25 protein-coding genes are annotated in these 24,863 nt (G+C 54.5%); 18 read left to right on the forward strand and 7 right to left on the reverse strand.

The window, feature by feature from the left end; translation table 11 throughout:
* Window positions 1–15 precede the first annotated feature (15 nt).
* The 4 genes from ACAW75_RS10290 to ACAW75_RS10305 all read left to right on the forward strand — a co-directional run bounded on the left by ACAW75_RS10290 (window position 16) and on the right by ACAW75_RS10305 (window position 4,859).
* On the forward strand, window positions 16–414 hold the full coding sequence (locus ACAW75_RS10290) for an SGBP N-terminal domain-containing protein (RefSeq protein WP_370728626.1): 399 nt from the start codon (window positions 16–18) through the stop codon (window positions 412–414).
* Between the two features lie 5 nt (window positions 415–419).
* Window positions 420–1,406, forward strand: a complete 987-nt coding sequence (locus ACAW75_RS10295) for a DUF4466 family protein (RefSeq protein WP_370728627.1) — start codon at window positions 420–422, stop codon at window positions 1,404–1,406.
* A gap of 99 nt (window positions 1,407–1,505) precedes the next feature.
* Window positions 1,506–2,714: an alginate lyase family protein gene (locus ACAW75_RS10300; RefSeq protein ID WP_370728628.1), complete on the forward strand. Its 1,209-nt coding sequence runs from the start codon at window positions 1,506–1,508 to the stop codon at window positions 2,712–2,714.
* 189 nt (window positions 2,715–2,903) lie between these two features.
* Window positions 2,904–4,859: a heparinase II/III domain-containing protein gene (locus ACAW75_RS10305; RefSeq protein ID WP_370728629.1), complete on the forward strand. Its 1,956-nt coding sequence runs from the start codon at window positions 2,904–2,906 to the stop codon at window positions 4,857–4,859.
* 72 nt (window positions 4,860–4,931) lie between these two features.
* Here ACAW75_RS10305 and ACAW75_RS10310 read toward each other — a convergent pair whose 3' ends face one another.
* Window positions 4,932–5,534: a T9SS type A sorting domain-containing protein gene (locus ACAW75_RS10310; RefSeq protein ID WP_370728630.1), complete on the reverse strand. Its 603-nt coding sequence runs from the start codon at window positions 5,532–5,534 to the stop codon at window positions 4,932–4,934.
* 596 nt (window positions 5,535–6,130) lie between these two features.
* On the opposite strand from ACAW75_RS10310, the gene ACAW75_RS10315 reads away from it, so the two are divergent.
* Window positions 6,131–7,228: a hypothetical protein gene (locus ACAW75_RS10315; protein WP_370728631.1), complete on the forward strand. Its 1,098-nt coding sequence runs from the start codon at window positions 6,131–6,133 to the stop codon at window positions 7,226–7,228.
* On the opposite strand, the gene ACAW75_RS10320 is transcribed toward ACAW75_RS10315, so the two are convergent.
* The gene (locus ACAW75_RS10320) at window positions 7,218–7,895 is read right to left on the reverse strand and encodes a TetR/AcrR family transcriptional regulator (RefSeq protein ID WP_370728632.1); all 678 of its coding nucleotides are present in this window, start codon (window positions 7,893–7,895) and stop codon (window positions 7,218–7,220) included. The two genes, ACAW75_RS10315 and ACAW75_RS10320, sit on opposite strands and share 11 nt — an antisense overlap.
* Window positions 7,896–8,016: 121 nt before the next feature.
* Between ACAW75_RS10320 and ACAW75_RS10325 the strand changes: the two genes are divergently transcribed.
* The 3 genes from ACAW75_RS10325 to ACAW75_RS10335 all read left to right on the forward strand — a co-directional run bounded on the left by ACAW75_RS10325 (window position 8,017) and on the right by ACAW75_RS10335 (window position 11,990).
* On the forward strand, window positions 8,017–9,030 hold the full coding sequence (locus tag ACAW75_RS10325) for an ABC transporter transmembrane domain-containing protein (RefSeq protein ID WP_370728633.1): 1,014 nt from the start codon (window positions 8,017–8,019) through the stop codon (window positions 9,028–9,030).
* A 66-nt stretch (window positions 9,031–9,096) separates the two neighbouring features.
* Window positions 9,097–10,458, forward strand: a complete 1,362-nt coding sequence (locus ACAW75_RS10330) for an HlyD family secretion protein (RefSeq protein ID WP_370728634.1) — start codon at window positions 9,097–9,099, stop codon at window positions 10,456–10,458.
* The gene (locus ACAW75_RS10335) at window positions 10,455–11,990 is read left to right on the forward strand and encodes a TolC family protein (RefSeq protein ID WP_370728635.1); all 1,536 of its coding nucleotides are present in this window, start codon (window positions 10,455–10,457) and stop codon (window positions 11,988–11,990) included. The genes ACAW75_RS10330 and ACAW75_RS10335 overlap by 4 nt, the downstream gene beginning before the upstream one ends.
* A gap of 71 nt (window positions 11,991–12,061) precedes the next feature.
* Here the strand turns inward: ACAW75_RS10335 and ACAW75_RS10340 are convergent, their stop codons facing one another.
* Complete coding sequence (locus tag ACAW75_RS10340; RefSeq protein ID WP_370728636.1) at window positions 12,062–13,300, reverse strand: MFS transporter; 1,239 nt, start codon at window positions 13,298–13,300, stop codon at window positions 12,062–12,064.
* Between the two features lie 184 nt (window positions 13,301–13,484).
* Between ACAW75_RS10340 and ACAW75_RS10345 the strand changes: the two genes are divergently transcribed.
* The 7 genes from ACAW75_RS10345 to ACAW75_RS10375 all read left to right on the forward strand — a co-directional run bounded on the left by ACAW75_RS10345 (window position 13,485) and on the right by ACAW75_RS10375 (window position 18,002).
* A complete protein-coding gene (locus ACAW75_RS10345) occupies window positions 13,485–13,691 on the forward strand; it encodes a hypothetical protein (RefSeq protein WP_370728637.1) in 207 nt (68 codons plus the stop codon).
* Between the two features lie 6 nt (window positions 13,692–13,697).
* Window positions 13,698–14,072: a hypothetical protein gene (locus tag ACAW75_RS10350; RefSeq protein ID WP_370728638.1), complete on the forward strand. Its 375-nt coding sequence runs from the start codon at window positions 13,698–13,700 to the stop codon at window positions 14,070–14,072.
* A complete protein-coding gene (locus ACAW75_RS10355) occupies window positions 14,041–15,048 on the forward strand; it encodes a vWA domain-containing protein (protein WP_370728639.1) in 1,008 nt (335 codons plus the stop codon). The genes ACAW75_RS10350 and ACAW75_RS10355 overlap by 32 nt, the downstream gene beginning before the upstream one ends.
* 228 nt (window positions 15,049–15,276) lie before the next feature.
* Window positions 15,277–16,125, forward strand: a complete 849-nt coding sequence (locus tag ACAW75_RS10360) for an ABC transporter ATP-binding protein (protein WP_370728640.1) — start codon at window positions 15,277–15,279, stop codon at window positions 16,123–16,125.
* On the forward strand, window positions 16,122–16,931 hold the full coding sequence (locus ACAW75_RS10365; protein ID WP_370728642.1) for a hypothetical protein: 810 nt from the start codon (window positions 16,122–16,124) through the stop codon (window positions 16,929–16,931). Before ACAW75_RS10360 ends, ACAW75_RS10365 begins: the two co-directional genes overlap by 4 nt.
* A 4-nt stretch (window positions 16,932–16,935) precedes the next feature.
* Entirely contained in the window at window positions 16,936–17,307 is a 372-nt protein-coding gene (locus tag ACAW75_RS10370) for a GntR family transcriptional regulator (RefSeq protein WP_370728643.1), read from the forward strand.
* Window positions 17,304–18,002 carry a hypothetical protein gene (locus ACAW75_RS10375; RefSeq protein ID WP_370728644.1) on the forward strand — a complete coding sequence of 233 codons (699 nt, stop codon included), beginning with the start codon at window positions 17,304–17,306 and terminating at the stop codon, window positions 18,000–18,002. Before ACAW75_RS10370 ends, ACAW75_RS10375 begins: the two co-directional genes overlap by 4 nt.
* Window positions 18,003–18,087: 85 nt before the next feature.
* On the opposite strand, the gene ACAW75_RS10380 is transcribed toward ACAW75_RS10375, so the two are convergent.
* Entirely contained in the window at window positions 18,088–19,251 is a 1,164-nt protein-coding gene (locus tag ACAW75_RS10380) for a zinc-dependent alcohol dehydrogenase (RefSeq protein ID WP_370728645.1), read from the reverse strand.
* A 226-nt stretch (window positions 19,252–19,477) separates the two neighbouring features.
* On the opposite strand from ACAW75_RS10380, the gene ACAW75_RS10385 reads away from it, so the two are divergent.
* From ACAW75_RS10385 to ACAW75_RS10395, 3 genes are read left to right on the forward strand one after another with little or no spacing between them, the layout of a single operon-like run.
* A complete protein-coding gene (locus ACAW75_RS10385) occupies window positions 19,478–19,834 on the forward strand; it encodes a YciI family protein (protein ID WP_370728646.1) in 357 nt (118 codons plus the stop codon).
* Window positions 19,835–19,848: 14 nt separating this feature from the next.
* Entirely contained in the window at window positions 19,849–21,102 is a 1,254-nt protein-coding gene (locus ACAW75_RS10390; RefSeq protein WP_370728647.1) for an RNA polymerase sigma factor, read from the forward strand.
* A gap of 39 nt (window positions 21,103–21,141) precedes the next feature.
* A complete protein-coding gene (locus tag ACAW75_RS10395; RefSeq protein ID WP_370728648.1) occupies window positions 21,142–21,858 on the forward strand; it encodes a carboxylesterase family protein in 717 nt (238 codons plus the stop codon).
* 14 nt (window positions 21,859–21,872) lie between these two features.
* Here the strand turns inward: ACAW75_RS10395 and ACAW75_RS10400 are convergent, their stop codons facing one another.
* The 3 genes from ACAW75_RS10400 to ACAW75_RS10410 form a co-directional block, all read right to left on the reverse strand.
* Window positions 21,873–22,061: a hypothetical protein gene (locus tag ACAW75_RS10400; RefSeq protein ID WP_370728649.1), complete on the reverse strand. Its 189-nt coding sequence runs from the start codon at window positions 22,059–22,061 to the stop codon at window positions 21,873–21,875.
* A 243-nt stretch (window positions 22,062–22,304) separates the two neighbouring features.
* Window positions 22,305–23,642, reverse strand: coding sequence for an MFS transporter (locus ACAW75_RS10405; protein ID WP_370728650.1), 1,338 nt, complete (start codon window positions 23,640–23,642; stop codon window positions 22,305–22,307).
* Window positions 23,643–23,681: 39 nt separating this feature from the next.
* Entirely contained in the window at window positions 23,682–24,695 is a 1,014-nt protein-coding gene (locus ACAW75_RS10410) for a zinc-dependent alcohol dehydrogenase (protein WP_370728651.1), read from the reverse strand.
* Window positions 24,696–24,863: the final 168 nt, after the last annotated feature.

Here is a 24,863-nt window from a genome sequence, read left to right on the forward strand (position 1 = left end):
ACCGCATCAACTCCCATGAACCGCTTATTTTCATTCATCCTCCTGGGCCTGCTCACGCTGGCAGGCCTGTTTGCCTGTAAATCCGACGACCCTATCGACGCCAGCGGGCTGCTGATCACCCAACGGGCCCAGAGCTACATGACCTCGTTCGACCTGCTCGGCACCGATCACCGTACGGTGTTGGTCAGCGGCCAAACGAAAGTTGACACCACAGCCCTGACGGTCACGGCCGTGGCTAAATTCGGCACCAACATGCAGCGCCTGAAGCCCATTTGCAGCGTCGTTTCCGATGCCATCGTTGAACCGACGATGGGCATCTGGACGGATTTCACCGAAGCGAAGACCTACACCGTTGTGTCGGGTAATCGGCAAGTGCGCAAAACGTACACAGTAACGGTCACCCTTCAAAAATAACCACCATGCGCAACCCCTTATTTTTGCTGGTCCCGGCCGTTGCCGCCCTGTTAGCTACTGGTTGTCAGAAGGCTATAGAGCCCACACAGCCCTTCCAGAATGATCTACTGAAAAAGACCACGGGCCCGGCCGTAGTGGGTGACCGGATCGAGTTCGCCTATGCCATTGGCACCACCGAAGGCGACCTTAAGAACGTGCGGGTCGAAGCCAGTGTAGCGGGTGGCGCCGGCACGGGCATCAGCCGAAATTCCTGGTACACGAATTACAGTACCGGCGTTGATCAGCCCAAACAAACGGCTACGGATACCCTTACCAACGGCACTGTATCGACGGCCAATATTCTCGATGTGGCTACCAACAAAGCCGTTACGCTGCGCTACTATTATTACCCCACCCCGGAGGGGCAGGGAAGAGACGTGTCGTTTCGCTTCAGCGCGACCAATTCCACCGGTAAAGAGGTCAGCATTCAATCGCCGACGTACCGGATCAGCAGCATGGACATAAAACGGGCCATCGTGCTGGGCGACGGGGCCAAAGCTTATGTGTCGCTGGCCGACATGACGGCCTACACCAGGGCCGACGTGGAGCAGAACAACCTGGCCAACAAAATTGACTTTGTGTACGTGTATCGACCGACGATCAACACCTACACGTTTGGTCATGCCCTGGTGGCGCCATCGAACCCGGATTACCTGAAAGATGTAACGCTGCCCACCGGCCTGGCCAAGCCCCGCACGCTGATCGACAAACGGGTGGATGTAAAGGACGCTCAGCTGCGCAATACCGCCGGTTTCGATGTGTATATCGACGATATCGATTTGCAACAGACTACGTTCGTCAATGCCGCCGACTACGGCTACGGGTTCGCCGCCGACCAGGGCGCTTTCGTTAAATCGGCCGACGGAACCTACGCGGCCTATATTTACGTGAACGCAGTCAATAACACGGCCAGGACCATGACTGTCAGTATCAAGCGACTGAAACTGAAATAAATCTTCGGCGTAGTTCCTGTTCAGGTGGTCCGACATCTCGGCAGGACGGGCCGCCGCTGCGGGGCTACGCCGGCAACAACGTATACATCAAGCCAAACCATGACTCAACAAGGGCAACGACTGGCACTTTCACTCGGTTTTCTGCTGCTCATCGGCGTGTTGAGCGCTACCGCCCAGCAACCGGCGACGTTCCTGCTGGACGGGGCCCTGTTGCAGGCCAACAGAACACGCCTGCAGCAGGGCGACAAGCCGTTACTGGCCGCGAAACAGGCGTTGCTGGCAATGGCCGATCAAGCGCTGACCAAGCCTGTTCATTCGGTAGTAGAAAAAACGAAGCTCCCACCCAGCGGCAACAAACACGATTACCTGAGTGTGGGACCCTACTGGTGGCCCGACTCAACGAAGCCAAACGGCCTGCCGTATATCCGAAAAGATGGGCAGATCAACCCGGAACGCTATGCCGTTCAGGATGCAACGTACCTGAACGGCCTCTGCGACGATGTGCAGGTGCTGGCCCTCGCCTACTATTTCTCGGCTGACGAAAAATACGCCCGGCACGCCGCCGAACTGCTGCGCGTCTGGTTTCTGAACGCCGACACGCGCATGAATGCCAACCTGAATTACGGCCAGGCCATTCCGGGCATCACCGAGGGACGAGGCATTGGCCTGATCGACACACGCATGCTGGCCAAGCTGGTCGATGCCGTTCAACTGATTCGCGCGTCAACAGCGTGGCCTCAGAAAGACCAGGTTGCCCTGCAGGGCTGGTTCCGGCAGTTTCTCAATTGGATGCTGACGAGCCCGGTAGGAAAAGATGAAGAGGATGAGCACAACAACCACGGCACCTACTATGATTTTCAGACCGTCGCCTTCGCGTTATTTCTCGACGATAAGCCACTGGCCCGGCAGATGATCGAACAGAAGACCATGAAGCGGATTCAGAGCCAGTTGAACGAAGATGGCAGCCAGCCGCACGAACTGGCCCGCACCCTCACCTGGGGCTATTCACTCATGAACCTGAAAGGTTTTTTTGGTCTGGCACAACTGGCCGAAAGCGTTAACATCGATCTCTGGAACTACCAGACACCCGACGGAAAGAGCCTCAGAAAAGCGTATGCCTGGATGCTACCTTATGCCGAAGGCGAAAAACCCTGGACGTTCCGGCAAATAAAAACCCTGCATCGGGAAGAATTCGCGCCGGTCAAAGTAGTGGCTGACTGGAAGTACAAGCGGCCGGGCACTGCGACAAGCGGCTCTAAATCAGCGCCTGATACCAGTCTGTTCGCACTGACGCATTCGCTGTTTTAAAGGTGTGTACGTGCTTGGCTAGTTGCTTCGCGCTTGTGACCCTTCGACTAGGCGTCCCCGACTAGGCCGGTTCGCCGCCGCGATCCCCGACTAGGCGTCCCCGACTAGGCCGGTGCGATCCCAGACAGGCTCAGGGCCACAAGCGCGAAGCAATAGCAGCAAACTCTTCCCCGACTTAACGTACCTGGTATGAAACGTCTTTTCATTGCCCTTTTTACCTTATTTACTGTGGCAACAGCCACCGCACAGGAAGCCAATCTGCTGAGCGGAAAATACACGCAAGAGCAGCTGAGGACGGCCCTGATTCCACAGGCGCAGTGGGTGCCTTTTCCCAAACGCGACGACCGGGCAGGCTGGGCCAAAGCCGATCAGGCCATGATGCAGGCTTATCTGAAGAAGGCTGAAACGTACCTGACCTATCAGTGGCCATCCATTCCGGCTACGAAATCACTGCTGATCGAGCGTACCGGTGATCGGGATGAGTATCAGGCTGTCAGCTTCGAAAAGCGTGACGTGCTGGGTACGTTGCTGCTGGCCGAAATCTATGAGAACAAAGGTCGATTCGTTGATCAGCTCATCGATGGCGTCTGGTCGATCTGTGAAGAATCGTTCTGGGGGGCACCGGCTCACCTGCCCAAATCGAAAGCGTATTCGGGCCTGATGGATGTGTCGAAACCGTTCGTCGAGCTATTTTCGGCCGAAACGGCAACGTACCTGGCCTGGGTCGACTACTACGTGGGCGACAAACTGGACGCCGTATCGCCACAGATTCGGAAACGGATGTACCACGAAACCAACACCCGGATTTTTCAGCCATTGATGACACAGCCCCACGGCTGGATGGCTAAGACGGCCAATGGCCGCGCACCCAACAACTGGAATCCGTGGATCTGTTCGAACTGGTTAAACGCGGTACTGTTGCTGGAAAAAGACGACGATAAACGAGCCGCCGCCGTGTATAAGCTACTTCATGTGCTGGACCAGTTCGTTAACCCATATCCGCAGGATGGCGGCTGCGATGAAGGGCCGAGCTACTGGGGAGCCGCCGCGGCTTCGCTCTACGATAATCTGGCCCTGCTGAATACCGCCACCAACGATGCCTTTACCTACGTCTATGCCGACGAAAAGTTTCGGAATATGGGGCGCTTTATCTATCGCGCCCAGATCAGTGACCGGTACTTTCTGAACTTTGCCGACGCCGACCCCCAACCGGGCATGGCGGCCACGATGATCTATCGCTACGGCAAAGCGATCAGCGACCCCGACATGATGCGGTTCGGCGCGTATTATGTCAAACCCGAAGAGGGTTCTGTCGGCAGGTTTCATTACTTCCGTCACTTTTATTCGCTGTTCATGCAGGACGAGCTCCGTGCGGCAGCCAAAGGATTACCCTTGCCGCAGAATGTGTGGCTGCCCGATCTACAGGTAGTTGCCGCCCGCGACCAGGCTGGCACAACCAACGGTTTTTACGTAGCCGCCAAGGGAGGGAATAACGACGAGAGCCACAACCATAACGACATTGGTAATTACGTGGTCTATTACGATGGCAAGCCCCTGCTGATCGATGTTGGGCGGGGTACGTATACGCGCAAGACCTTCAGCGACAAGCGATACGCTATTTGGTACAACTGTTCAGACTACCATAACCTGCCAACCATCAACGGAGCGGACCAGCCACCCGGCCCTCAGTTCAAAGCGGGTTCGGTTGCCTATAAAACGGGCAACGGTTACACACAATTTGACGTCCATATCGCCCAGGCGTACCCCAGGGAGGCCGGTGTAACCACCTGGCAGCGGACAATTCGGCTCAATCGCGGTAAAAACGTGCAGGTCATTGACGCCATCCGGCTGGAAAAGGCCACCGAACTCACCCAGCATCTGATGACCTGCTACCCAACTGACCTGGGTAAACCCGGCGAGTTGATCGTTCACTATGCGCCGAAAGGCGGCAAGGCCGCCGACTTCCTGATCACCTACAACCCCAAGCAGTTTCAGGCGGCCGTCGAAAAGGTAAAGCTAGACCAGCCAGAAGACCGGGGAATCATCAGCAAGTGGGGCGATACCATCTACCGGATCAACCTCAGGGCCGTTGCCCCTAAAACAACGGACCAGCAGACATTTATCGTCAGCAAAAAAGAATCATAACGCAAAAAGGGCGGTAGACTTCAGCTAGTGCTCTACAGTCTACCGCCCCACGTGCAGTGCCCCAACACATGGTTATTTGATGGCCACGTGTTCGATGAATTGCTTCTGCTCAGGTCCGTATACAAACGTATATTCGCCACTTGGCAGTGAGCTCAGGTCGAACCGGTGCACTTCACCAGCACTACCGAACGACTTGGTGAACACCAGGTCATTCATCCGGTCGTAAATGGCCACACTCAGGGTTTTAACACCGGGCATGACTACTTCGTACTTGTTTTTAGCGTAGGCTACCAGTGATGGCCGAACAACCTCCGTTACATTCTGTGCGTCGACAACTACTTTGTCGTTAAGCACCATAATACCCTGCGACATCCAGAAGTCGTTGTTGGTAGCCGTTACGTAATAGCGGCCGTCGGGCAGGTTAGTCAGGTTGAGCGATGTACCCCGGCTGTCTTTTACCTGCACGGCACCTGTATACAACACGGTTCCGGCCTGGTCGATCACCGCTACATCCAGCGTAGCGCCGGCGGGTGCCTGCAGGCGAATTTTTTTCAAGGCTGATTTAACCACTTTAACTGGAGCCGTAGTGGCTGGAGTCTGAGCCACGGCACTCCCTGCGGTGGTCAGTGTGAATGCTACTGCGAGCATTGCGACGGTAACACGAATCTGTTTCATTGTTGATGTACAGTTGTTTTTGACTGCGACAAAGGTGGGCTACAGGCCGAATCAAATGCAAGACAAAACAGGCTGATTAACAATCATTTAACTAAAGTTCTTGATTCTGTACAAGTCGTTGACTGAATCGTTTTACGAAAAACGAGAATGTGCAATAGATTCCTTATTTCGCTACACGGTTACATTTTTAGCCTAAATCAGAGAAAGTAGGACATAGCGTAGATTCACGTAAAAACAATATTATTTTCGTACAATTTGTATTTTTTCCAGAAACTACCCCACCCGCAAAAGAGGTGGCTAGCGGGTCATTAAATCACCGGCGACCGGGCTGGTCTAGCCTTGTATTCGCCAGAAGCAGGTGATCGATCAGGCGGCTTATGCTCATCACGGCCGTCTGGCTAACGGGCTACACAGTTGGCGGCAGCCCTGTTGCCCAACCTGATTCCTGTTGCTCTATTCGTTCTTGGACTGGGGTCCTGTAAATCCGGGAGGCTATGCTTTTCGTAGGCTATTTATTGCTTCGCCAATCGTTGCTGCGCTAGCCATGTGATCACTATTTATACGCTTTCCTGCCAATTTGCTTTCTTTACGGCGTTATGAGAAAACTTAGTACCTGCCTCTTTATCCCGCTGGCCTGTTTATTTTTTGTGCAGTGCCGTACAGCCCAACTCCGCTTAACACCTACTGGCCACATCGCCACCGAAGGATTCATCTCCTGCTTTGAGCCCGGTCTGGCCGATGGCAAAACCTGGTGCGAAGCCTCGGCGGTACTAGCTCAGGGCGACCGTATTTATCTGGCCAATGATAAGGATATGCCTGCCCCCCGTTCCTCTGTCTTCTACATCAACTGGCCTAAAGGTGACTCGATCCGAAACGGGTTGGATCCATCCAGCCCCGTCTATCTTGATCAGCCGGTTATGCGCATGGCGCATAAATTTGAAGAGTTTGCCCAAAGCCCCAATCGAAAGTGGACGTTCCTGACCACCGCCTTTGATCGGATCAAGCCGGGTTCGGCCGACTTCGACGGTTACAACATGCTGCTGGCCTGGCACCCTGGCCAGGAGGGCGACGTGCGGCTGGCGGGCGCCGGCCGGGGCGAAGCCGCATCGCTTGATCTGCGTAGGCAGGTTCAGCAGGCGCTGGGTGGTTCCCCGTACTTTAAAATCGAAGGGCTCGCCGCCACCAATACACACCTCTGGTTCGGGGTGCGCGAACAGGGCGACCATTACGATAAATTTGATTACCGTATCACGCTGCTGCGGGCAAAATACCACAGCCAGGAAGGCGTCAAAAGTCGCCAGGGGGTGGTCGTCGACAAGCCCGTTCTAATTCGGAACTTCGATGTGAGCGATGTAGACACGACCTTGCCAAAGCCCCTGGCCATTTCGAGCATTGAATATGACGCCAATCGCCGGTGTTTCTGGCTACTGACCTCCTTTGAGCAGGGGGAACGGATCGGCGCGTATCTCTGGGTCATTTCCGAGAAAGCCCTGAAAAACAATGGTACGTTACAACTGGTACGTACCCAGAACGGCAAACCGCTCGCCTTCACGCACAAAGCCGAAGACATGACGTTTATTGACCCAAACACCCTTTTCGTTATCCACGACGACGACCGGGTACGTACCCACATTGGCCCCATCATCCGCCAGCCTAACCAGGCTGCTTACAGTGTGGTGAAACTTACGAATTAAGCGTGGCGAACAGCAGGTGACGAAGAAATTCCAGGAGAGACACGTTGCTGTCGGCCCCGTTAAAATCAGTCAACGCCGGCAGAAATCGCATGAAGAACGATTGATAATGGGCCGTTTCGATAATGGAGCTGGCCTGCGACCGGGCATATGGGTAGTTGGGGCGGTAATCGAGAATCAGTTGAGCAATGCGGGCGGTGAGGTCTTTATACGGCTTGAAAAGTTGCTGCTGGTTATCCTCAGCTACATGCCGGGTCAGGTACGCTTTGCTGGCTTCGCAGATAACAATGTTATGTAACGCCACCAGATCAATATCATCGGGGGTAGCAGGCGTCGACACATCCGCCTGCAGCAACACGCGCAGCACACGTTCCAGCCTTTCGCGGGGATCGAACAGGTTGTTGGTTACAAACAGGACCTGAAAATCAAGCCACTGCCAGTACCAGTCGATCAGGTAGAGCAGCAGGCGGTGCTTGTTTTCAAAATACCGGTAAATGCTGGCTTCTCTCGTGCCTATCCGGTCGGCCAGTTTTTTGAACGTGGTTTCTTCAAACCCGATCTCGTTGATCAGCAAGATACCCTGACGAATAATACGACGGCCTAAGTCAGACTGTTCCGGGTCGCGGAGGAACAGCTTTGCATTCATACGTACCTGGACAGAGTATTCCATGCGTCAATCAGCTCAATAAATTACAAACTCTACTGGATAACAAACTTTTCCAGATCAAAGTTATGTTATCATGAAAGATAGTTTTACTATCAACCTATTAAAGCGGTCTTAAAATTTACTTATGACACAAACTACATCTGATCAACTTCCCCCTTCACCGCTCCAGCGGCTGATCCGGTTGTTAAATACGGAGCGACGGGATATCTGGTATGTTTATCTGTACGCCATCGTGGCAGGATTAATCAGTTTATCACTTCCCCTGGGCATCCAGGCGGTGTTCAACCTGGTATCTGGTGGCATGGTCTTCAGTTCGGTCTATGTATTGATAGGGCTGGTAGTGATTGGCGTGGTCATCAGTGGGCTGATCCTGATCGGGCAGCAGGTAATCGTGGAGGTGCTGCAACAACGCATCTTTGTGAAAGCGGCCTTTGAGTTTACGTACCGCCTGCCCCGAATTAAGCCAGACAGCCTCGAGGGAACGTATCCCCCCGAACTGATGAACCGTTTTTTCGACGTGCTCACTATTCAGAAGGGCTTACCCAAGCTGCTGATCGACCTGACAGCGGCCGTTGTCCAGATCCTGTTCGGCATTATTCTGCTTTCTTTCTACCACCCCGTTTTTATCGCCTTTGGGTTGGTTACGCTACTGGTCGTTCTGGGGCTGATCGGGTTATTTGGCCGTAGTGCGCTGAAAACCAGCCTGAGTGAATCGAAATTCAAGTATAAGCTGGTCGCGTGGCTGGAAGATATGGCCAGCCGGTTGCCGGCGCTTCGGCAGCAGAACCAGACCCCCGACCTGATGAGGCATACAGACGATTATGTGGCGCAATACATTGCTTACCGAAACGCGCACTTTCAGGTATTGAAGCGGTTCTTCTACAGCGCGGTGGCGTTCAAGACGGTCATTACTGGTGGGCTGCTGATTTTGGGGACCACCCTGGTAGTCGGTCGCGAAATGACGCTGGGCCAGTTTGTGGCCGCTGAGTTGGTCATTGTGCTCATTACCAGCTCGGTTGATAAACTCATTATGAATATTGATGTCGTGTATGATTTGATGACCGCCGCCGAGAAAATTGGGCAGGTAACTGATTTGCCACTGACCAGTAAACAAGTATCGATGCACAATGAAGAATAAGCGCTAGCTGTGCTAGCCAACAGGCGAATCCATCGGCTAATTGATCATTGCTAATTGAAAATACCTATGCTGAATCTGTCAAATAGTCGTGTCAACGACGATATCATTGACCATTTTCCCCTGCAAACCCTTCGTAAGCTCCCTGATCTTCATGCAGGCCGGTCGCTGGGGCGGTGGATGCTGTTCATGCTGTTCATCCTCTTCGCTACGCTCTTTCTGCCCTGGCGGCAGAACATAACCGGCGAAGGGCACGTAACGGCGCTTACGCCACAAGATCGTCCACAAACGGTGCAGAACGCCATCGCTGGTCGAATTGAGCAGTGGAACGTTAGAGATGGGCAGCGGGTGAAGAAAGGCGACACCCTCCTGCTGATCTCGGAGATTAAAGACGACTATTTTGACCCCAACCTGCCCGAGCGGCTGCGCGAACAACTGGGAGCCAAACAAAATAGTCTGGCGGCGACCGAATCGAAAATCCAGGCGCTCGACGGGCAGATAACGGCCCTCTCGGCCGGGCTCACGGCCAAACTGCAATCGGCCCGGAATAAAGTAAAACAGAACCGCTTTAAAGTGACCAGCGACAGTACCGACCTGATTGCCCAACGGACCAACTACCGGATCGCTGCCGACCGGCTGGCGCGTTCGGAACAGATGCATAAAGATGGACTGATTTCGCTGACCGACCTGGAAAGTCGCCGCCTTAAGTTGCAGGAAGATTACGCCAAAGTAGTTTCGCAGGAAGCCAAACTAAATGTATCCCGCCAGGAGCTGACCAATTCGGTGATCGACTTAAATACGATTCAGGCTGATTATCAGGAGAAAGTGGCCAAGGCCCAGTCAGATAAAAGCTCGGCGGTTTCGTACAAGGCCGATGCAGCCGGCGAAGTGTCGAAGATTACCAACAAGATCAGCAGTGTTCAGGTACGTCGGGGATTATATGTCATTCGTGCCCCACAGGATGGCTACGTGGTGCAATCGTTCAAGGCAGGTATTGGCGAGACGATCAAGGAGGGTGAATCCATTGTGACCCTCCAGCCCGAAAGCCCGGATATTGCCGTTGAGCTCTTCGTGCGCCCCAACGATGTGCCCCTTATTCAGCGTGGCCGCACGGTTCGGCTCGAGTTCGATGGCTGGCCTGCGGTTCAGTTTTCGGGCTGGCCTACTGTGGCCGTAGGTACGTTCGGGGGCGAAGTGGCCGTGATCGATGCGGTGGCCAGCAGCACCGGAAAATACAGGCTGCTGGTTCGGCCAACGCAGACGGGCAAAGACCCTAAATGGCCAGACCAGCTCCGCGTCGGATCGGGCGTGTACGGCTGGGTCATGCTCGACGATGTGCCCATTTGGTACGAAATCTGGCGGCAGCTGAACGGCTTCCCGCCAAGCCTGAAAGCAGAACCGAGAGAAGAAAAAGGAGGAGCCAAGAAATGACACAGCCAGTAACAGTTACCCGGCAACGGTCAGGTACGTTGCCGGAACGGATCAGGGGCGCCTGGACAAGGCAACGTACCTGGGTTAAGCTACGTGGGGCCGTTGGAGGCTGGTTGGTGGCCCTGGCCTTAACGGGGACGCCCCCCTTGTTTGCGCAACGGACAGGCCAGCAGGTGGATACGGTGGTGTTCACGGCCGCCGAATTTTTCGGGGCGGTGGTGCAGTTTCACCCCATCGTAAAACAGGCGGCCCTGCTGCCCGAAGAAGCCCGGACCGAAATCATGCAGGCGCGGGGAGCGTTCGATCCGAAGATAACGTCATACTTCGACCGGAAAGAATTCGGCTCTGACCTGTACTACAACCGCTGGCAAACGGGCCTGTCGGTACCGATCATGCCAACAGGTATGGATGTAAAGATCGGGTACGACCGCGCCATTGGCGAGCGCGTAAACCCCGAAGTTAAAACCCCGCCAACCGGGCTGGTCCTGGTTGGCGTCAGCCTGCCGATTGGCCAGACGATCCTGATCGACGGGCGCCGAACCACCCTCCGACAGGCGCAGCTGGGCGTCAATCTGGCTGAAGCAGATCGCCGGAAACAGGTAAACAAAACCCTGTACGACGCGGCCAAAGCCTACTGGGAATGGTATCTGGCGTATCGTTCGTACCAGCTCATCAACGAAGGTTTTCAACTGGCCGATGTGCGGTTTGCCGCCACCCGGCAGCGTGCCCTGATCGGCGAAGTCGCCACCATCGACACCACCGAAGCCCTCATTACGGTGCAGGATCGGCTGGTGCAGCGGCAACAGGCAACGGTTGATTTGCAAAATGCCCGGCTACGCCTGGCGGTCTTTCTCTGGGCCGCCAATAATCAGCCGGTTGATCTGCCCGAGAAGGTGGTGCCGCAAGCCTCGGTGGGCGATGTGATTAACGATGCCCTAGTTCAACAGTTGCTCAGCCAGGCTACGCAACAGCATCCTGAACTGGTAAAACTTGATGCTAAAACCGGGCAAAATCAGTTGGAGGAGCGTTATCGCCGGGCTTTACTTCAGCCACAGATAAGCCTTAGTGCCAATCTGCTCAGCCAGACTCCCAATCTGGCGCAGGGCTACGACTGGTCGAGTTATTACGCATTCGGGCTGGCAAACCACAAGATCGGCCTTGATCTGGTGATGCCGCTGTTTTTGCGAAAAGAGCGCGGTAAACTTCGGCAGGTACAGGTGAAAGGCCAGCAACTGACGCTGGAACGGCAGCAGGTAGTACGAGACATCCAGAACGATGTGCTGTCGGCCAGAAACGAAATCCTGACGCTTAACCAGCAACTAGGCGTGCAACAGCAGGCCGTAGCGAATCAGCGTCGGCTGGTACAGGCTGAACAGCAGCGGTTTACCCTCGGCGAAAGTTCTCTGTTTCTGGTAAACTCCCGCGAAAGTAAGCTCATCGATTTAGGGGTTAAACTGGAAGAACTTCGCACCAAATATCAGAAAGCCATTGCCACCCTCTGGTATGTCGCCGGCAGCGCGCAAGGGATATAAGTGACTGGCGAAAGGCGAAAGAGTGGCTGACGCGATAGTACTCTTGCGTCCCCGCTCTTTCGCCAGTCACCCTAAAGTACTACTTCTTCGGTGGGGTCGATGCGTATCCAGAGCAGGCAACTCAACAACAGCAGGCCCGAGATCATAAACAGCGGATCATTGAAATCGCCGGTGGCTTTCACGATATAGCCGAACAGAACGCCCAGAAACACGGCCCCCATCTGCCCGAACGTGTTCATGGCCCCGGACACTACCCCCGACTGACTGCGGCCTACATCATTACACACGGCGAAGGAAACCGGCAGCGTCAGGTCTTTGAAGCCCATGCCCATCGCCAGCAAAATGGCCGCTGTCTGGTTGTCGGCTGTGCTGGCCGACAGGAAGATGCTGATGCTCGACAGCCCCATGCCCACGATGCCTACCGTGCGGCGGCCTGCTTTCAGGCCGTAGCGTTTGGCCAGCCAGTCACTGGCAAAACCGCCGGTGAAGCAGCCAATGGCCCCCAGTATAAAGGGCAGCGTGGCAAACAACTGCATCTGCGTTTTGTCGAAATGACGCCCTTCTTTCAGGTACGTTGGTAGCCAGCCTGTGAAGAAATAGGCGCCGTACATGTAGAAATGGAACATCAGCATGATGGCCCACATGTTGGTACTGCGGAAAATGGCCCGCCACGGAATATGGTGTGCCTTCACCTTGAACCAGCGATTTTCTTCGATATAGGCGCGCTCGTCGGCAGGTACGTTGGGTCGTTCATGCGGAAAATCGCGGAACCAGATGTACCAGCAAACGGCCCAGATGATCCCCAGCAGACCCATTGCCCAGAAGGCAGCCCGCCAGCCATAGTTCGTGGCAATAGGAATCACGATCCAGGGAGCCAGTACACCCCCGACCCGGCCCGCCGCCCAGATAAATGCCTGCGCCCGCCCGGTTTCCTGGCGCGGAAACCAGCGCGACACCACAATGGACGCGTTTGGGTAAGCACCGGCCTCGCCAGCGCCAAAGAGAAAACGAACTATGACCAGGTAAAGCCAGCTGGTTGCCGTGCCGGTCAGCATGGTAAACGCCGACCACCAGCCTACTACCCGTGTCAGCACCCGGCGTGGCCCAAGGCGATCGCCCATGGCCCCCGTCGGCATTTCGAAGGTGGCATAGGCCAGGGCAAAGGCGCTAAGCACCCAGCCCCAGGCATCATTCTCGATATGCAGGTCCCGCTTCATCTCAGCCGCCACCAGCGAAATTCCCGTTCGGTCGATGTAGGTAATAATGGAGAGTACGGACAAAAAAGAAAGGACGCGGGCGCGGTAGTTCATGACAAGCAGGGAGCAGGAATATCCGGCTAAGATGGCAAAATAACGGGTACCAACAAGCGGCCGGGCGTACGAATGAATCAGTTCCGTGCCGTTCACTCAACGCGTTGCGCCCATCAGTCTATCTGTACCCAACTTGCTTGTCCAAATCACTATAAACCAACGGACATTGACCCGACCACTGCTTATGAAAAAAATTGGAATCAGCTTGTTTGGTGGGTTTGTTGGGTACGTTCTTGTGGCCGTCTTCGGCTTCTTCCTGCTCATCCGCTTATCGTCAGATACCCACGACCGCGAGGTTGAAGCGGCTATCACCCGTTTACTGACCCTGGGGCCTATTGGGGCCATACAGGGTATCTTTATGGGTTACCAATGGGCTAAACGTTCTGCCTGATCCACCATGCCCCTACGCGTTATCCACTACTCCGTTCAGCTACTCGTGCTGAGTCTGCTCGCTAGCCCGATGCTGGCCCAGCAGACGTCGCTTCAACAGGCACTCAATGAGTACGTGACCTTTCTGAATCAGGCTGTCGATGTGACAACAGGTCGTTTTCAGATGCTGCAATCGTATCAGGCCGACGTGGATCGATACCGGAAACGAGCCATGGGGCTTCGTCTGGCTTCATCAGGACCACTGGAAACCTATTACTACCAGAAGGCATTGGCCACAAACGGGCTATCGCCAACAGACAGGCAACAACTGGCCACTGGCATACAGGGAATATGGCAACTGCTGACTGCAATTGACCAAACGGGTAAGTCGCTGGAAAGCTAAGAAAGTGAAACCCGTGCTGGCGACCTCATCGGGACGACATCCGTACGAGTCGTTCTATTATTTCTATAACAATGAACTGGTGTATGAGTACAACAAACTCACCGAACTGGCGAAAGACAATCTCCTGCTTGCCGTTAACCAGCCCGACGTTTTTCTGCTGCGCCGGCCGGGGGCGGCAACAGTACGTTCATTACCAGCCCGCGTGCCGATTTCCACTGCTTCGGAGCCCGTTGTAGCCGCAAAGCCTGCTGGCAACGTACCTGAACAAACAGCCATTGTTAAACCGGCAGGCAACGTACCTGAGCGAACGGCCATTCGGCACGACACGGTCGTTGTTGAACGAACCCAGGTCATTGAGCGAACCCGAACTGATACCGTTTACATAGATCGCGGCCTTCAGCGCGACGTGCCGAATTCGCTGGCAGGTTTCGCACCTAACAACATGGTGCTGTTGCTCGATGTATCGGGGTCAATGGACTCACCAGTGAAGCTGCCGCTGCTGAAACGGTCGATCAAGTCACTGTTGATGTTGCTTCGCCCCGAAGATCAGCTTTCTGTTGTGGTTTATTCGGGAAAAGCAAAAGTGGCGTTGACACCGACCTCAGGGGCTAATACCGCCGAGATTAGCCGCGTCATTGATGCGTTGCAATCGTCGGGCGATACGGACGGGAACGGTGGGATCCGGCTGGCGTACAAGGTGGCGAACAAGAATTACATCCGGGCAGGTAACAACCGAATTATTCTGGCGACTGATGGTGAATTTCCGGTCAGTGACGACGCCTTTCAGCTTATTGCCGACTACGCCAAACAGGATATCTACCTGACCGTGTTCACGTTTGGGCGAAATAAGCTCACCGGTCAGAACCTGATGAAACTTAGCCAACTAGGCAGAGGCACTTTCATCCACGTAACGCCCGAAAACGCTACCCTACAACTCATTCAGGAAGCCCAGGCGAAGAAAGCGCTGAGCAAGTGAGTTTTTTGGCTTCGCACTGTAGGTTGCTTCGCGTGCGTATGGCTTCGGGCTGTAGGTTGCTGACGCATAGCCCTTCGACTAGGCGTCAGCAACCTACAGCCCGAAGCCAAAACCTCACAACGCACAGGACGAACTTTAAAACTTCCAAAAAATGTCACTACCCCTCATTGCCATTCAAAAATCAATATCTACTATTGCAGTGTATTACATCACTAATACACTTCAATCATGGTAAATTTAACGAACCTGACCTTTCAATACGGACGAAAACCGCCGGTATTACAGGATCTGAGCTTACATCTTGAGCCGGGACGTATTTACGGGCTGTTAGGCTCGAACGGGGCGGGAAAATCGAGCCTGATGCGGCTAATAGCGGGGCTCCTCTACCCCACCAATGGCCAAATTCGGGTAAACAAGCACGAGCCCCGCCGCCGTGAACCCGCTTTTCTGGAAGACATTTTCTTCCTTCCTGAGGAAATTGATACGCCTACTATGACCCTCGCCAGGTACGTTGATACAGTGAGTGTGTTTTATCCAAAGTTCAACGCAAGCCAGTTTCAGCAGCACTTACAGGCGTTTCACCTACCAGCCAGTATTGATAAACTCGCCGACCTGTCGCTGGGGCAACGGAAAAAGGTGTTTATCAGCTTCGGATTAGCCACTAACACCAGCGTGCTCCTCATGGACGAGCCAACCAACGGCCTGGATATTCCGTCGAAAAGCCAGTTCCGCAAAGTTGTCTCAGCCGCCCTGACCGACGATCGGCTAATCCTGATCTCGACGCACCAGGTACGGGATCTTGATTCGCTGATTGACTCGGTGGTTGTCCTGAACGACCACGAGCTATTGCTCAACGCTCCCCTTGAGCGGGTAAGCCAGCGTCTTCGTTTCGAACTGCTCGGCCGCGACGTACCTGCCGACGCGCTTTACACTGAACCCAGCCTGCGCGGGAATGCCGTGGTACTCGAAAACACTGACCCTGCCGATGACACACCTATTGACCTGGAACGGCTGTTCAACGCGGCCATCAGCAATCCGCAACGTATGAAGTCTCTTTTTTCTGCTCCCAAGCCATGAACCAGACCTTTTCATTCACCCGTTTCGCCCGTTTGAACCGCTGGTTCTGGGCTGTTAAAGGCCGAACGTACCTGATTGCCGCCCTGGCACTGATCCCTATCATTATCCTGATTCCATCGCAGGTGTTGTCAGACGATCATATTTTCCGACTAGGCGTGCAGCGAAACAACATCGTTTACTTTAATTTCTTATCGTTGCTCGTCACATTCAGTATAGGTAGCGACGTATTTAATGCCTTGTTCCGGCAGGAATCAGCCATCGCTTACCTGATGCTTCCAGCCTCACGAACAGAGAAGTTTTGGCTGGGCACGCTGTACTGTATTGTTGCCCTGTTGTTAGTGAGCAGTGCGTATTTCGGGTATGAAGCGTTTGTCTTTGACATAGCCAATAGCCGTCTTCCTGCTACCGAAACCGATAGGTACGTATCATCGCTGATTTACAATTCCTCGCCGATCAGTGGCGACAAAGACTTACTGCTACTTATCCCCTACTTTCTCTTCACCAGCCTCGCTATCTCGCTGATTGGCTCGTTCTTCTTCCGGCGTGGCGTGTTTATCAGAAACGTCGGGGCGGTATTGATTCTCACGATTGGTCTACTGTTTTTGTACCATTGGATCGTCGGTATCCAATCGACTGGGCAAGGGGTGGGCACGGCGCTTCCTTTTTATCAAATAGCAGTTCACACCTCGAAAAGCAGTTACGAGTTATTAGGGCCACCCAACTGGTTGAAGTATGGGGCTTACGCCGGTACGTTGCTCATGCTATGGGTCATTGCCCGAGTCCGGTTCACTGAAATAGAACGGTAACCACATGGAGTTCAACAATAAACAACCTATTTATCTGCAGATCGCCGACTATGTCTGCGAGCAGATTCTTCAGCAGGCCTGGCCACCCGGCGAACGCATTCCATCGGTGCGCGACCTCGGCTCGTCGCTGGAAGTAAACCCAAATACGGCCATGCGAGCCTTTGATTTCCTGCAACAGCAGGGCATTCTGTTCAACAAACGCGGCATGGGTTACTACGCTGCCGACGACGCTCCGGAGCGGGTCAAGGCCATGCGCCGCACCCGTTTCCTCGACGTGGAACTGCCCGAACTGTTTCGCACAATGACCTTACTGGGCATTAGCATCTCCGAAATTGAATCCCGTTTCAACGCGTTTCAACTCGCCTCCGCTTCATGAAGACAAGTATTAAACTCCTGTTAGGCCTGGGGCTAGCGTTGCTTATCGCTATGTTTGGCGCGGCTGTTTCCATCCAGCATCAATATGATTCGATCGATAAATCTGATAAGTATTCGCGCTGGCAGAAGAAGCCGTTGCTCCCTTTTCATGCCGTAAGTATTAGCGGCCCTTCGGCGGCGGTTGTCCTGATCGAACCTGGCAATACGACCCGGCTTTTAGTCGATTCGCTGGGGCTGTGGCGGAAGCCGATGTACACTTATAAGGTCGACAGAGACACGTTGTTTCTTCACCTCAGCCCAATGGAAGGCTGGACGTTCAACGATTATGTTACCAATGGAGATTGGAATGATCCACAGCTGGTTGTCCAGCTACCGAAGTTGGTTGCTGTTTCGACAACCAATTCGCTTTGCCAGATTGCGGGTTTTAAAGGTGATGTGTTAGCGTTGCAACAAACTATCAAAGGAAATATGCTGGTGAAACAGTTGACCTACAACCAGCTTCATGCAGCACTTTCAGGTCGGAACCGATTGCTTGTCTATGGCGTCAAAAACAAGATTGGGAAAGCGATTATTTCTGTACGCGACAGCTCACAGTTTTCACATGATGCCGATTTTTTACAAGGGCTGACCCTCACCGCTGATCCTACGGCTAAGCTACGTTTGACAGGCAAGGCGCTACAGCAAGTGAAGGAGTAATGCCGAGGCTCCAGCTTCGGCATTACAATCAATAAAAAAGGGCTTCTCACACTGAGAAGCCCTTTTTTATTGAAAAATTCACCAACTACGGTTTCAGCACAACCTTTACACAATCTTCTTTTTTCTCGCGGAAGATCTCGTAGCCGTGGGGGGCTTCAGACAGCGGCAGTCGGTGCGTAATGATATCGTCGAGCCTTACTTTTCCCTCCACAACGTACGACAACAGTTTGTCGATGTGCTTCTGCGCCGGTGCCTGACCACCTTTGATCGTAATGCCTTTGTCGAACAACTGGTGTAGCGGGAAATTGTCGAACGGTGAGCTGTATACGCCCAGGATCGTGACTACACCACCGCGGCGAACGGCACTCATACAGGCGAGCAGTACCTTATCAGATCCCTTTTCGAGGTTGATCACCGCCTTGGCACGATCGAGCAGGCTGCGGTCAGGTTCAAAGCCGACGCACTCGACACACACATCGGCTCCCCGACCGTTGGTCATGGCCCGGATCTGCTCTACCACGCTCTCGGCGTCTTCCCAGAGAATGGTTTCCACATTGGCCGTGGTTTTAGCCTTGTCGAGGCGGTATTGCAGCGTGTCGACGATGACCACCCGCGCTGCCCCGCGCAGCCAGGCCGATTTTGCGGCCATGATCCCCACCGGACCCGAACCGAAAATGGCGATGGTTTCGCCGCCTTTCACATCGGCCCAATCGATGCCAGAGTAGCCCGTCGGGAAAATATCGGTCAGGAAAAGTGCCTGCTCGTCGGTGAGCGAATCGGGAATGACACGGGGGCCGAAGTCGGCGTAAGGGACCCGCACATATTCGGCCTGTCCGCCGTTGTAGCCGCCATACAGATCCGTGTAGCCGAACAGCGCGCCTCCTTTCTGAGTCAGCAAGCCACCTTCGGGGCCGTAATGTTCCGGGTTTGAGTTTTCGCAGTGGCCGGGTAGTTCATGGTTACAGAAGTAGCAGGTGCCACAGGCTACCGGAAACGGCACCACCACACGGTCGCCAACTTTCAGCTTGCCGCCCACGCCCTTCCCCACTTCTTCCACGATGCCCATAAACTCATGACCGAGCACCATGGGCCGGGGCTGTGGAATACTGCCGTTATAGATGTGGAGGTCCGAGCCGCAAATGGCCGTGCTGGTTACGCGGATAATGGCATCGCGCTCGTGTTCAATGATCGGGTCGGGCACTGTGTCGACACGAACGTCTTTCATGCCGTGAATCTGTAAGGCTTTCATACGAAGGAGGTATTGGTTTTGGTATTCGTTTGCTGACTGAACATCCCTACATTCTAGTTGTTCGATTGTTTAACACGAATAATAAAGTATCCTATTTTACGCCCGCCAGCCCGAAAACAACGGCTGAGCCATGCCACACTTTTTTTTAGCAGGCTGTCCGATTCCTGGCTACCTATTCGTCTTAGTGTCGAAATCAGGTAATTTTCACCCAATCAAACCAGGTACTATGGAAAAGTTCATGCTCATCTTTCACTCGCCTAATTCACAAGCGCTTGCCTATCAGCAACCATCACCGGAAGAGATGCAGGCCGACATTCAGAAATGGAATCAATGGATTGGCGGTATTGCGGCGCAGGGCAGGCTGATTGGTTCCGAAGCCTTGATGCCGTTCGGCAAAGTCATGACCAACGGTGGTCAGGTAGTGACAGATGGCCCGTTCACGGAAGGGAAGGAGATTATTGGCGGCTACTCCTTGGTAACAGCCGCCAGCATCGACGAAGCCGTAGAACTGGGGCAGGGATGCCCTATGTTCGATACGGAAGGCGGTTCCGTAGAAGTTCGGCCCGTTGTTAACTTTGGGTAGTTTACAACCAGTTCATGCCAGCACCGAACGAATCCGGCCAGTTAGTAGACCATCTGTTTCGTCACGAAGCAGGGCGGATGACGTCGGTGCTGGCCTATCGGCTAGGTGTCGCCCACCTCGATCTGGCCGAGGATATTGTGCACGACGCCATGATGCAGGCCCTGCAAAGCTGGCCGCTTCAGGGTATCCCCGACAACCCGCGTGCCTGGCTGTATCGGGTAGCTAACAACCGGGCGCTGGATGTGCTTCGTCGCGAAAACCGGTTTCAACAGATCCGTACAGCCGCTGACTACCTACACCAGCAGGACACCAACGACGATATGGCACACCCCCTGTTTTTCGATGAGGCCATTACCGATAGTCAGCTTCGAATGCTGTTTGCCATCTGCCACCCGGCCATCGCGCCAGAATCGCAGACGGCAATGTGTCTCAAGATCCTGTGCGGGCTCAGCGTCCGCGAGATCGCAAATGCCTTCCTGACCAGCGACGACACCATTGCCAAACGGATTTATCGGGCAAAAGAGAAAATCAAACAGGATGGTATTCAGCTCGATGTACCCACCGGAACGTACCTGGCCCCCCGGTTGGCATCCGTGCTTAAAACGATCTATCTGCTGTTTAATGAAGGGTATAATTCGTCGCATCCCGGCACGCTGATCAGGCGGGATTTATGCGAAGAAGCGATGCGGCTGGCCCTCTTGCTGACCGAAACACCCTATACACACGCGCCGACGGTTGACGCGCTGCTGGCGTTGATGTGTTTTCAGGTAGCCCGTTTCGAGGCCCGGACTGACGAGCAGGGGGCTATTGTGCTGCTAGCCGATCAGGATCGAAGCCGATGGAATCACCACCTTATTCGCAAAGGACATACGTACCTGCACCGATCGGCAGAAGGGAACGAGCTGACCGAATACCACCTCGAAGCAGGCATTGCCATGCTTCACAGCAGCGCACCGACCTACGCGGCCACCAACTGGCCAACCATTCTACACTATTACGACCTGCTACTCGCTTATAAACCGTCGCCCGTCGTTGCGTTGCACCGGGCCGTCGCACTCGCCGAAGTAACTGGCCCGCTGGCCGCTATAGCGGCCCTGATAACTATAAATGGGCTGGCAGGTAATCACCTCTACCACGCAGTGCTGGGCGATTTATACGAACGCACCGATCAGCCGGGCCGGGCCCGGCAGCACTATCAACAAGCGCTCCAGCTGACCCAATCAACGGCGGAGAAGAAGCTATTAGCGCAAAAGATAGACCGGCTTTAACAGCTTGGCTATTGCCGAAGCAGCGGCTGTCTATCACCTTTGCGGTATACTGCCGAATCGATGTACCTCAGCCGAACGACCCTGCTTTTCTCACTCCTCTTCTGCCTGATCCGGTTGGCAGCAATGGCACAATCAAGCCAGAAAAGTAAGCCCGCTGCTCGTTACAAGTACCTGCTCTACGTACCCAAAACATACACCAGCCGCAACGCCTATCCGCTGATCATTTACCTGCATGGTGGCTCGCAACGGGGCACCGACCTAAATAAACTAAAAGAGTATGGCCCGCCGCACGCTCTGGAACAGGGGTTGACCGTCGACGCGATCGTCGCTTCACCCCAATGCCCCGACGGCAAGTTCTGGTCGACCGACAACTGGTTCGACTCGCTCTACACCGAACTGACCACCCAGTATCGGATTGACCCAAAACGGGTGTACCTGACGGGCGTCAGCATGGGGGGCTATGGCACCTGGCAAACGGCGGTGGCCTACCCCAACACGTTTGCCGCCATTGCGCCGCTCTGCGGTGGCTGCGACGACTCGACCCAGGTTTGCCAGATCAGGCACGTACCTGTCTGGGCCTTTCACGGTACTGCCGACGATCTTGTTCCCTTCGACGAAACTGCCCGACTCGTCCGGCGACTGAAGGCCTGCGCGGGCAATGTCCGGTTTGCCGAGCTTGCCGGAAAAGGGCACGATATTCTGTACCTCTACGATAACAAAAAACTGTACAACTGGCTACTCAAACAGCATAAGTAGCTGACCTAAAGGCATTACGACTGGGGCGGATTGCGTTTTGCCCAGTTATAACCAGCAATGGCTACGGCAATCAGTACAACACCATAGATAAACTTATACCGATACATCGGCGCCAGGGGGTTAGCACTGCCCAGAATATGCACGAACTGAAGCACGCCCAGCGCGGCAAGACATCCAATTATCAGCTTGTTTCCAGTCGTCATAACGCTTCAATAGATCGTGGCCATACTAGGCTGTTACGCGCCGATTGAGGGGCTACCATCCACTCAACCAATAGACAGTACTTGCTTGTCTCCAATCGCTGTTATCGTTCTAAACGGATTCCGTTTACTTCTCGTCGAATGGATTGGCTGGCGTTGCTACTCCGTTTTCTGGTTGCTACCCAGCTTATGGGGAGGCGTTCTGTTTTTAAGGAGCAGCGCCCATAGCACGCCTGGCCAATATAGTTAGTCCAGATTCTTGGATGGAATAGTAAAGGCCGACACTCCAGCAATCAATAATGGGACTGAAAACAGGCAGAACAGCAGCGCAAAGCTCAGGCCGGCGTCAGACAGAACCCCGAAAAGGGCAGGCCCCAGAATAGCCCCGAAACGGCCGATGCCCATGGCCAGGCCAACACCGGTGGTGCGTATAGCCGCCGGATAAACGCGGGCGGCGGTTGGGTAGTACCCATTGAACCCTCCCTGCACAAAAACGCCGATCAGGAAGGTCATGACAAACATCAACAGGTACGTCATCGGCAGATTGGCGTAGAGCACCATCACACTGAAGGCAATGACCATAAACGACAGAATTAATCGGCGGAGGCCCACACGCGCAGCCACGACCCCGAAAAGAAGGCTGCCCAAAAACGCGCCGACATTGAGTGCCGTACCTACATAGGTTGCCAGTTGGAAGGGCATCCCGGCATCCTTAGCCAATGCTGGTACCCAGCTCATCAGCGTATAGAGGGTGATGAAGCCAAAGAAAACGCCTACCCACAGCCGAAGCGTAGACGCCCGGTATTCAGGGGTAAACAACACCTTCAGGGGCACAATAGCCCTGGAATCATTCACAGGGGGCAAAAAATCGAGTGTAGGCTGGCTCATGCGGATCAAAAGCCGATTGATCTGCCGGTGCGCATGTCTGGGTTGACGCCCGGCCAGAAAAGCGAGCGATTCGGGCATGAATAGTACGATACACACCAGCATAAGCGCCGACACGACCCCTGCCGCCAGGAAAGCCGACCGCCAGCCAAACAGCGGAATGGCCCAGGCCGTGAAAAAACCTGCCAGAATTGCTCCGATTGGCCAGCCCGCCTGCACCAGCCCGACGTTGACATCGCGCCGTTTATGGTTGGAAAACTCCGCCGCCACAGCCGCCAGATTGGGTAGTATACCGCCAATACCCAGGCCCGTCACGAACCGCATCAGCAGCAATTGAGCATACGACCCAATAACAGACGACAGCAACATACCGCTGGTAATCAGAGCGAGTGAGTAAATAAAGAGCGACCGCCGCCCGATCTTATCGCCAAATGGAGCCAGGAAAAAGCAGCCGACCGTCATGCCTGCCAACCCTACGCTGAACACGTATCCCAATTCACTTTTCGAGAGCCCCCATTCACGAACAATTTCGGAACCTGTAAACGAGACAACAAGCACATCGATCCCGTCATTCATGTTCAGAATGAAGCAGATAGCGACCATCAGCACCTGAAACGGGCTCATCGGGCTATCGTCAATCAGTTGTTTAAGGTCAGCCTGGACGGTTTCGGCGGTAGCGACCTGGTTTACTACAGGCATACGGATAGATTCAGTAATACGGTAGGTAAGGCTATTGAACTAGATCGTGATCAGAATTTTGGTCGCTTCACCCAGCGCGGCTGTTTCCAGCGCCTGCTGTAAATCATTGAGCGTAACCTGACTGGAAATAATAAAACCCGGCCGAACTACTCCTGAGCTGATCAATTGAATGGTTCGCCGGAAGTCGGCGGGGTGGTCATAAACGATCGAAGGCACCAGGTGAATTCCTTCGCGGGCAATTTTTAGAGGCGTGAACGCCGCAGCATCCCCCGACAGCCCAACCAGGACTACCTCTGACCCACGCGGAGCCGCCGCCATGGCCAATGATGCAGTAGCAGCCACCCCGGCACACTCAAATACAGCGCAGACCTCATTGGCTAGCCACGCTTCGGCCAGGGCCTTATGCGGCTCGTCGGGGGTACCAGCCGACACGAATGCCACCGCGCCCATCGACTCGGCCAGCCGACGTTTAGTGGCGCTGAGCTCAGTAACGACCACCCGGTACCCCAACGCTAACCCAAGGTGCGTCAACAACAGGCCGATAGCCCCCAGACCAATCACGGCGATCGTGTCGCCCGGTTTGGCACTTGAGGCCAGCAGCGCATGAACAGCAACAGCCATTGGCTCAATAGTCACGGCATCCGCATCGGTGATGGTGTCAGGTACGTGCCAGCAAAAATCGGCCGGCAAGACAATATACTCGGCAAAACAACCCGCTTCATTCACGCCGATGACCCGCTTGTTCACACAGATCGTACCCCGGCCAGACCAGCAATACCGGCATTGACGACAGGGAATGTTGGGCTCTATGACAACCCGTTCGCCCACAGACCGTCCTGTTACACCCGCCCCCAGTTGATCAATATGCCCCAACCCCTCGTGGCCGATGATGGTCGGTTTCGGCAGTAGCCGGTGGCCCAGAAACAGATGCACATCTGACCCGCATATGCCAACCGTTTTGAGCTTTATCCGCACCTCGCCGGGACCTGGTTCGGGTACAGACACGTTGTGGAACTGAATCTGATTAGGGGTTTGTAAGAATGCCGCTTTCATGGCCGATTGTGCTATTTCCACCTGTTTGAGCTGGCAATATACCGACTTGCCACTCGGAATGAGCGCTCGTTCATCCCTCCTTTCGCCCGGTTTACCCCGCCAAACGGCTCATTGACGCCCCATTTTCAGCGCGACGGCCGGCAAATGGCTAGGTTTACCGGCATAACC

It is taken from the genome of Fibrella arboris, assembly GCF_041321095.1.
In the GTDB taxonomy this organism is placed as follows: domain Bacteria; phylum Bacteroidota; class Bacteroidia; order Cytophagales; family Spirosomataceae; genus Fibrella; species Fibrella arboris.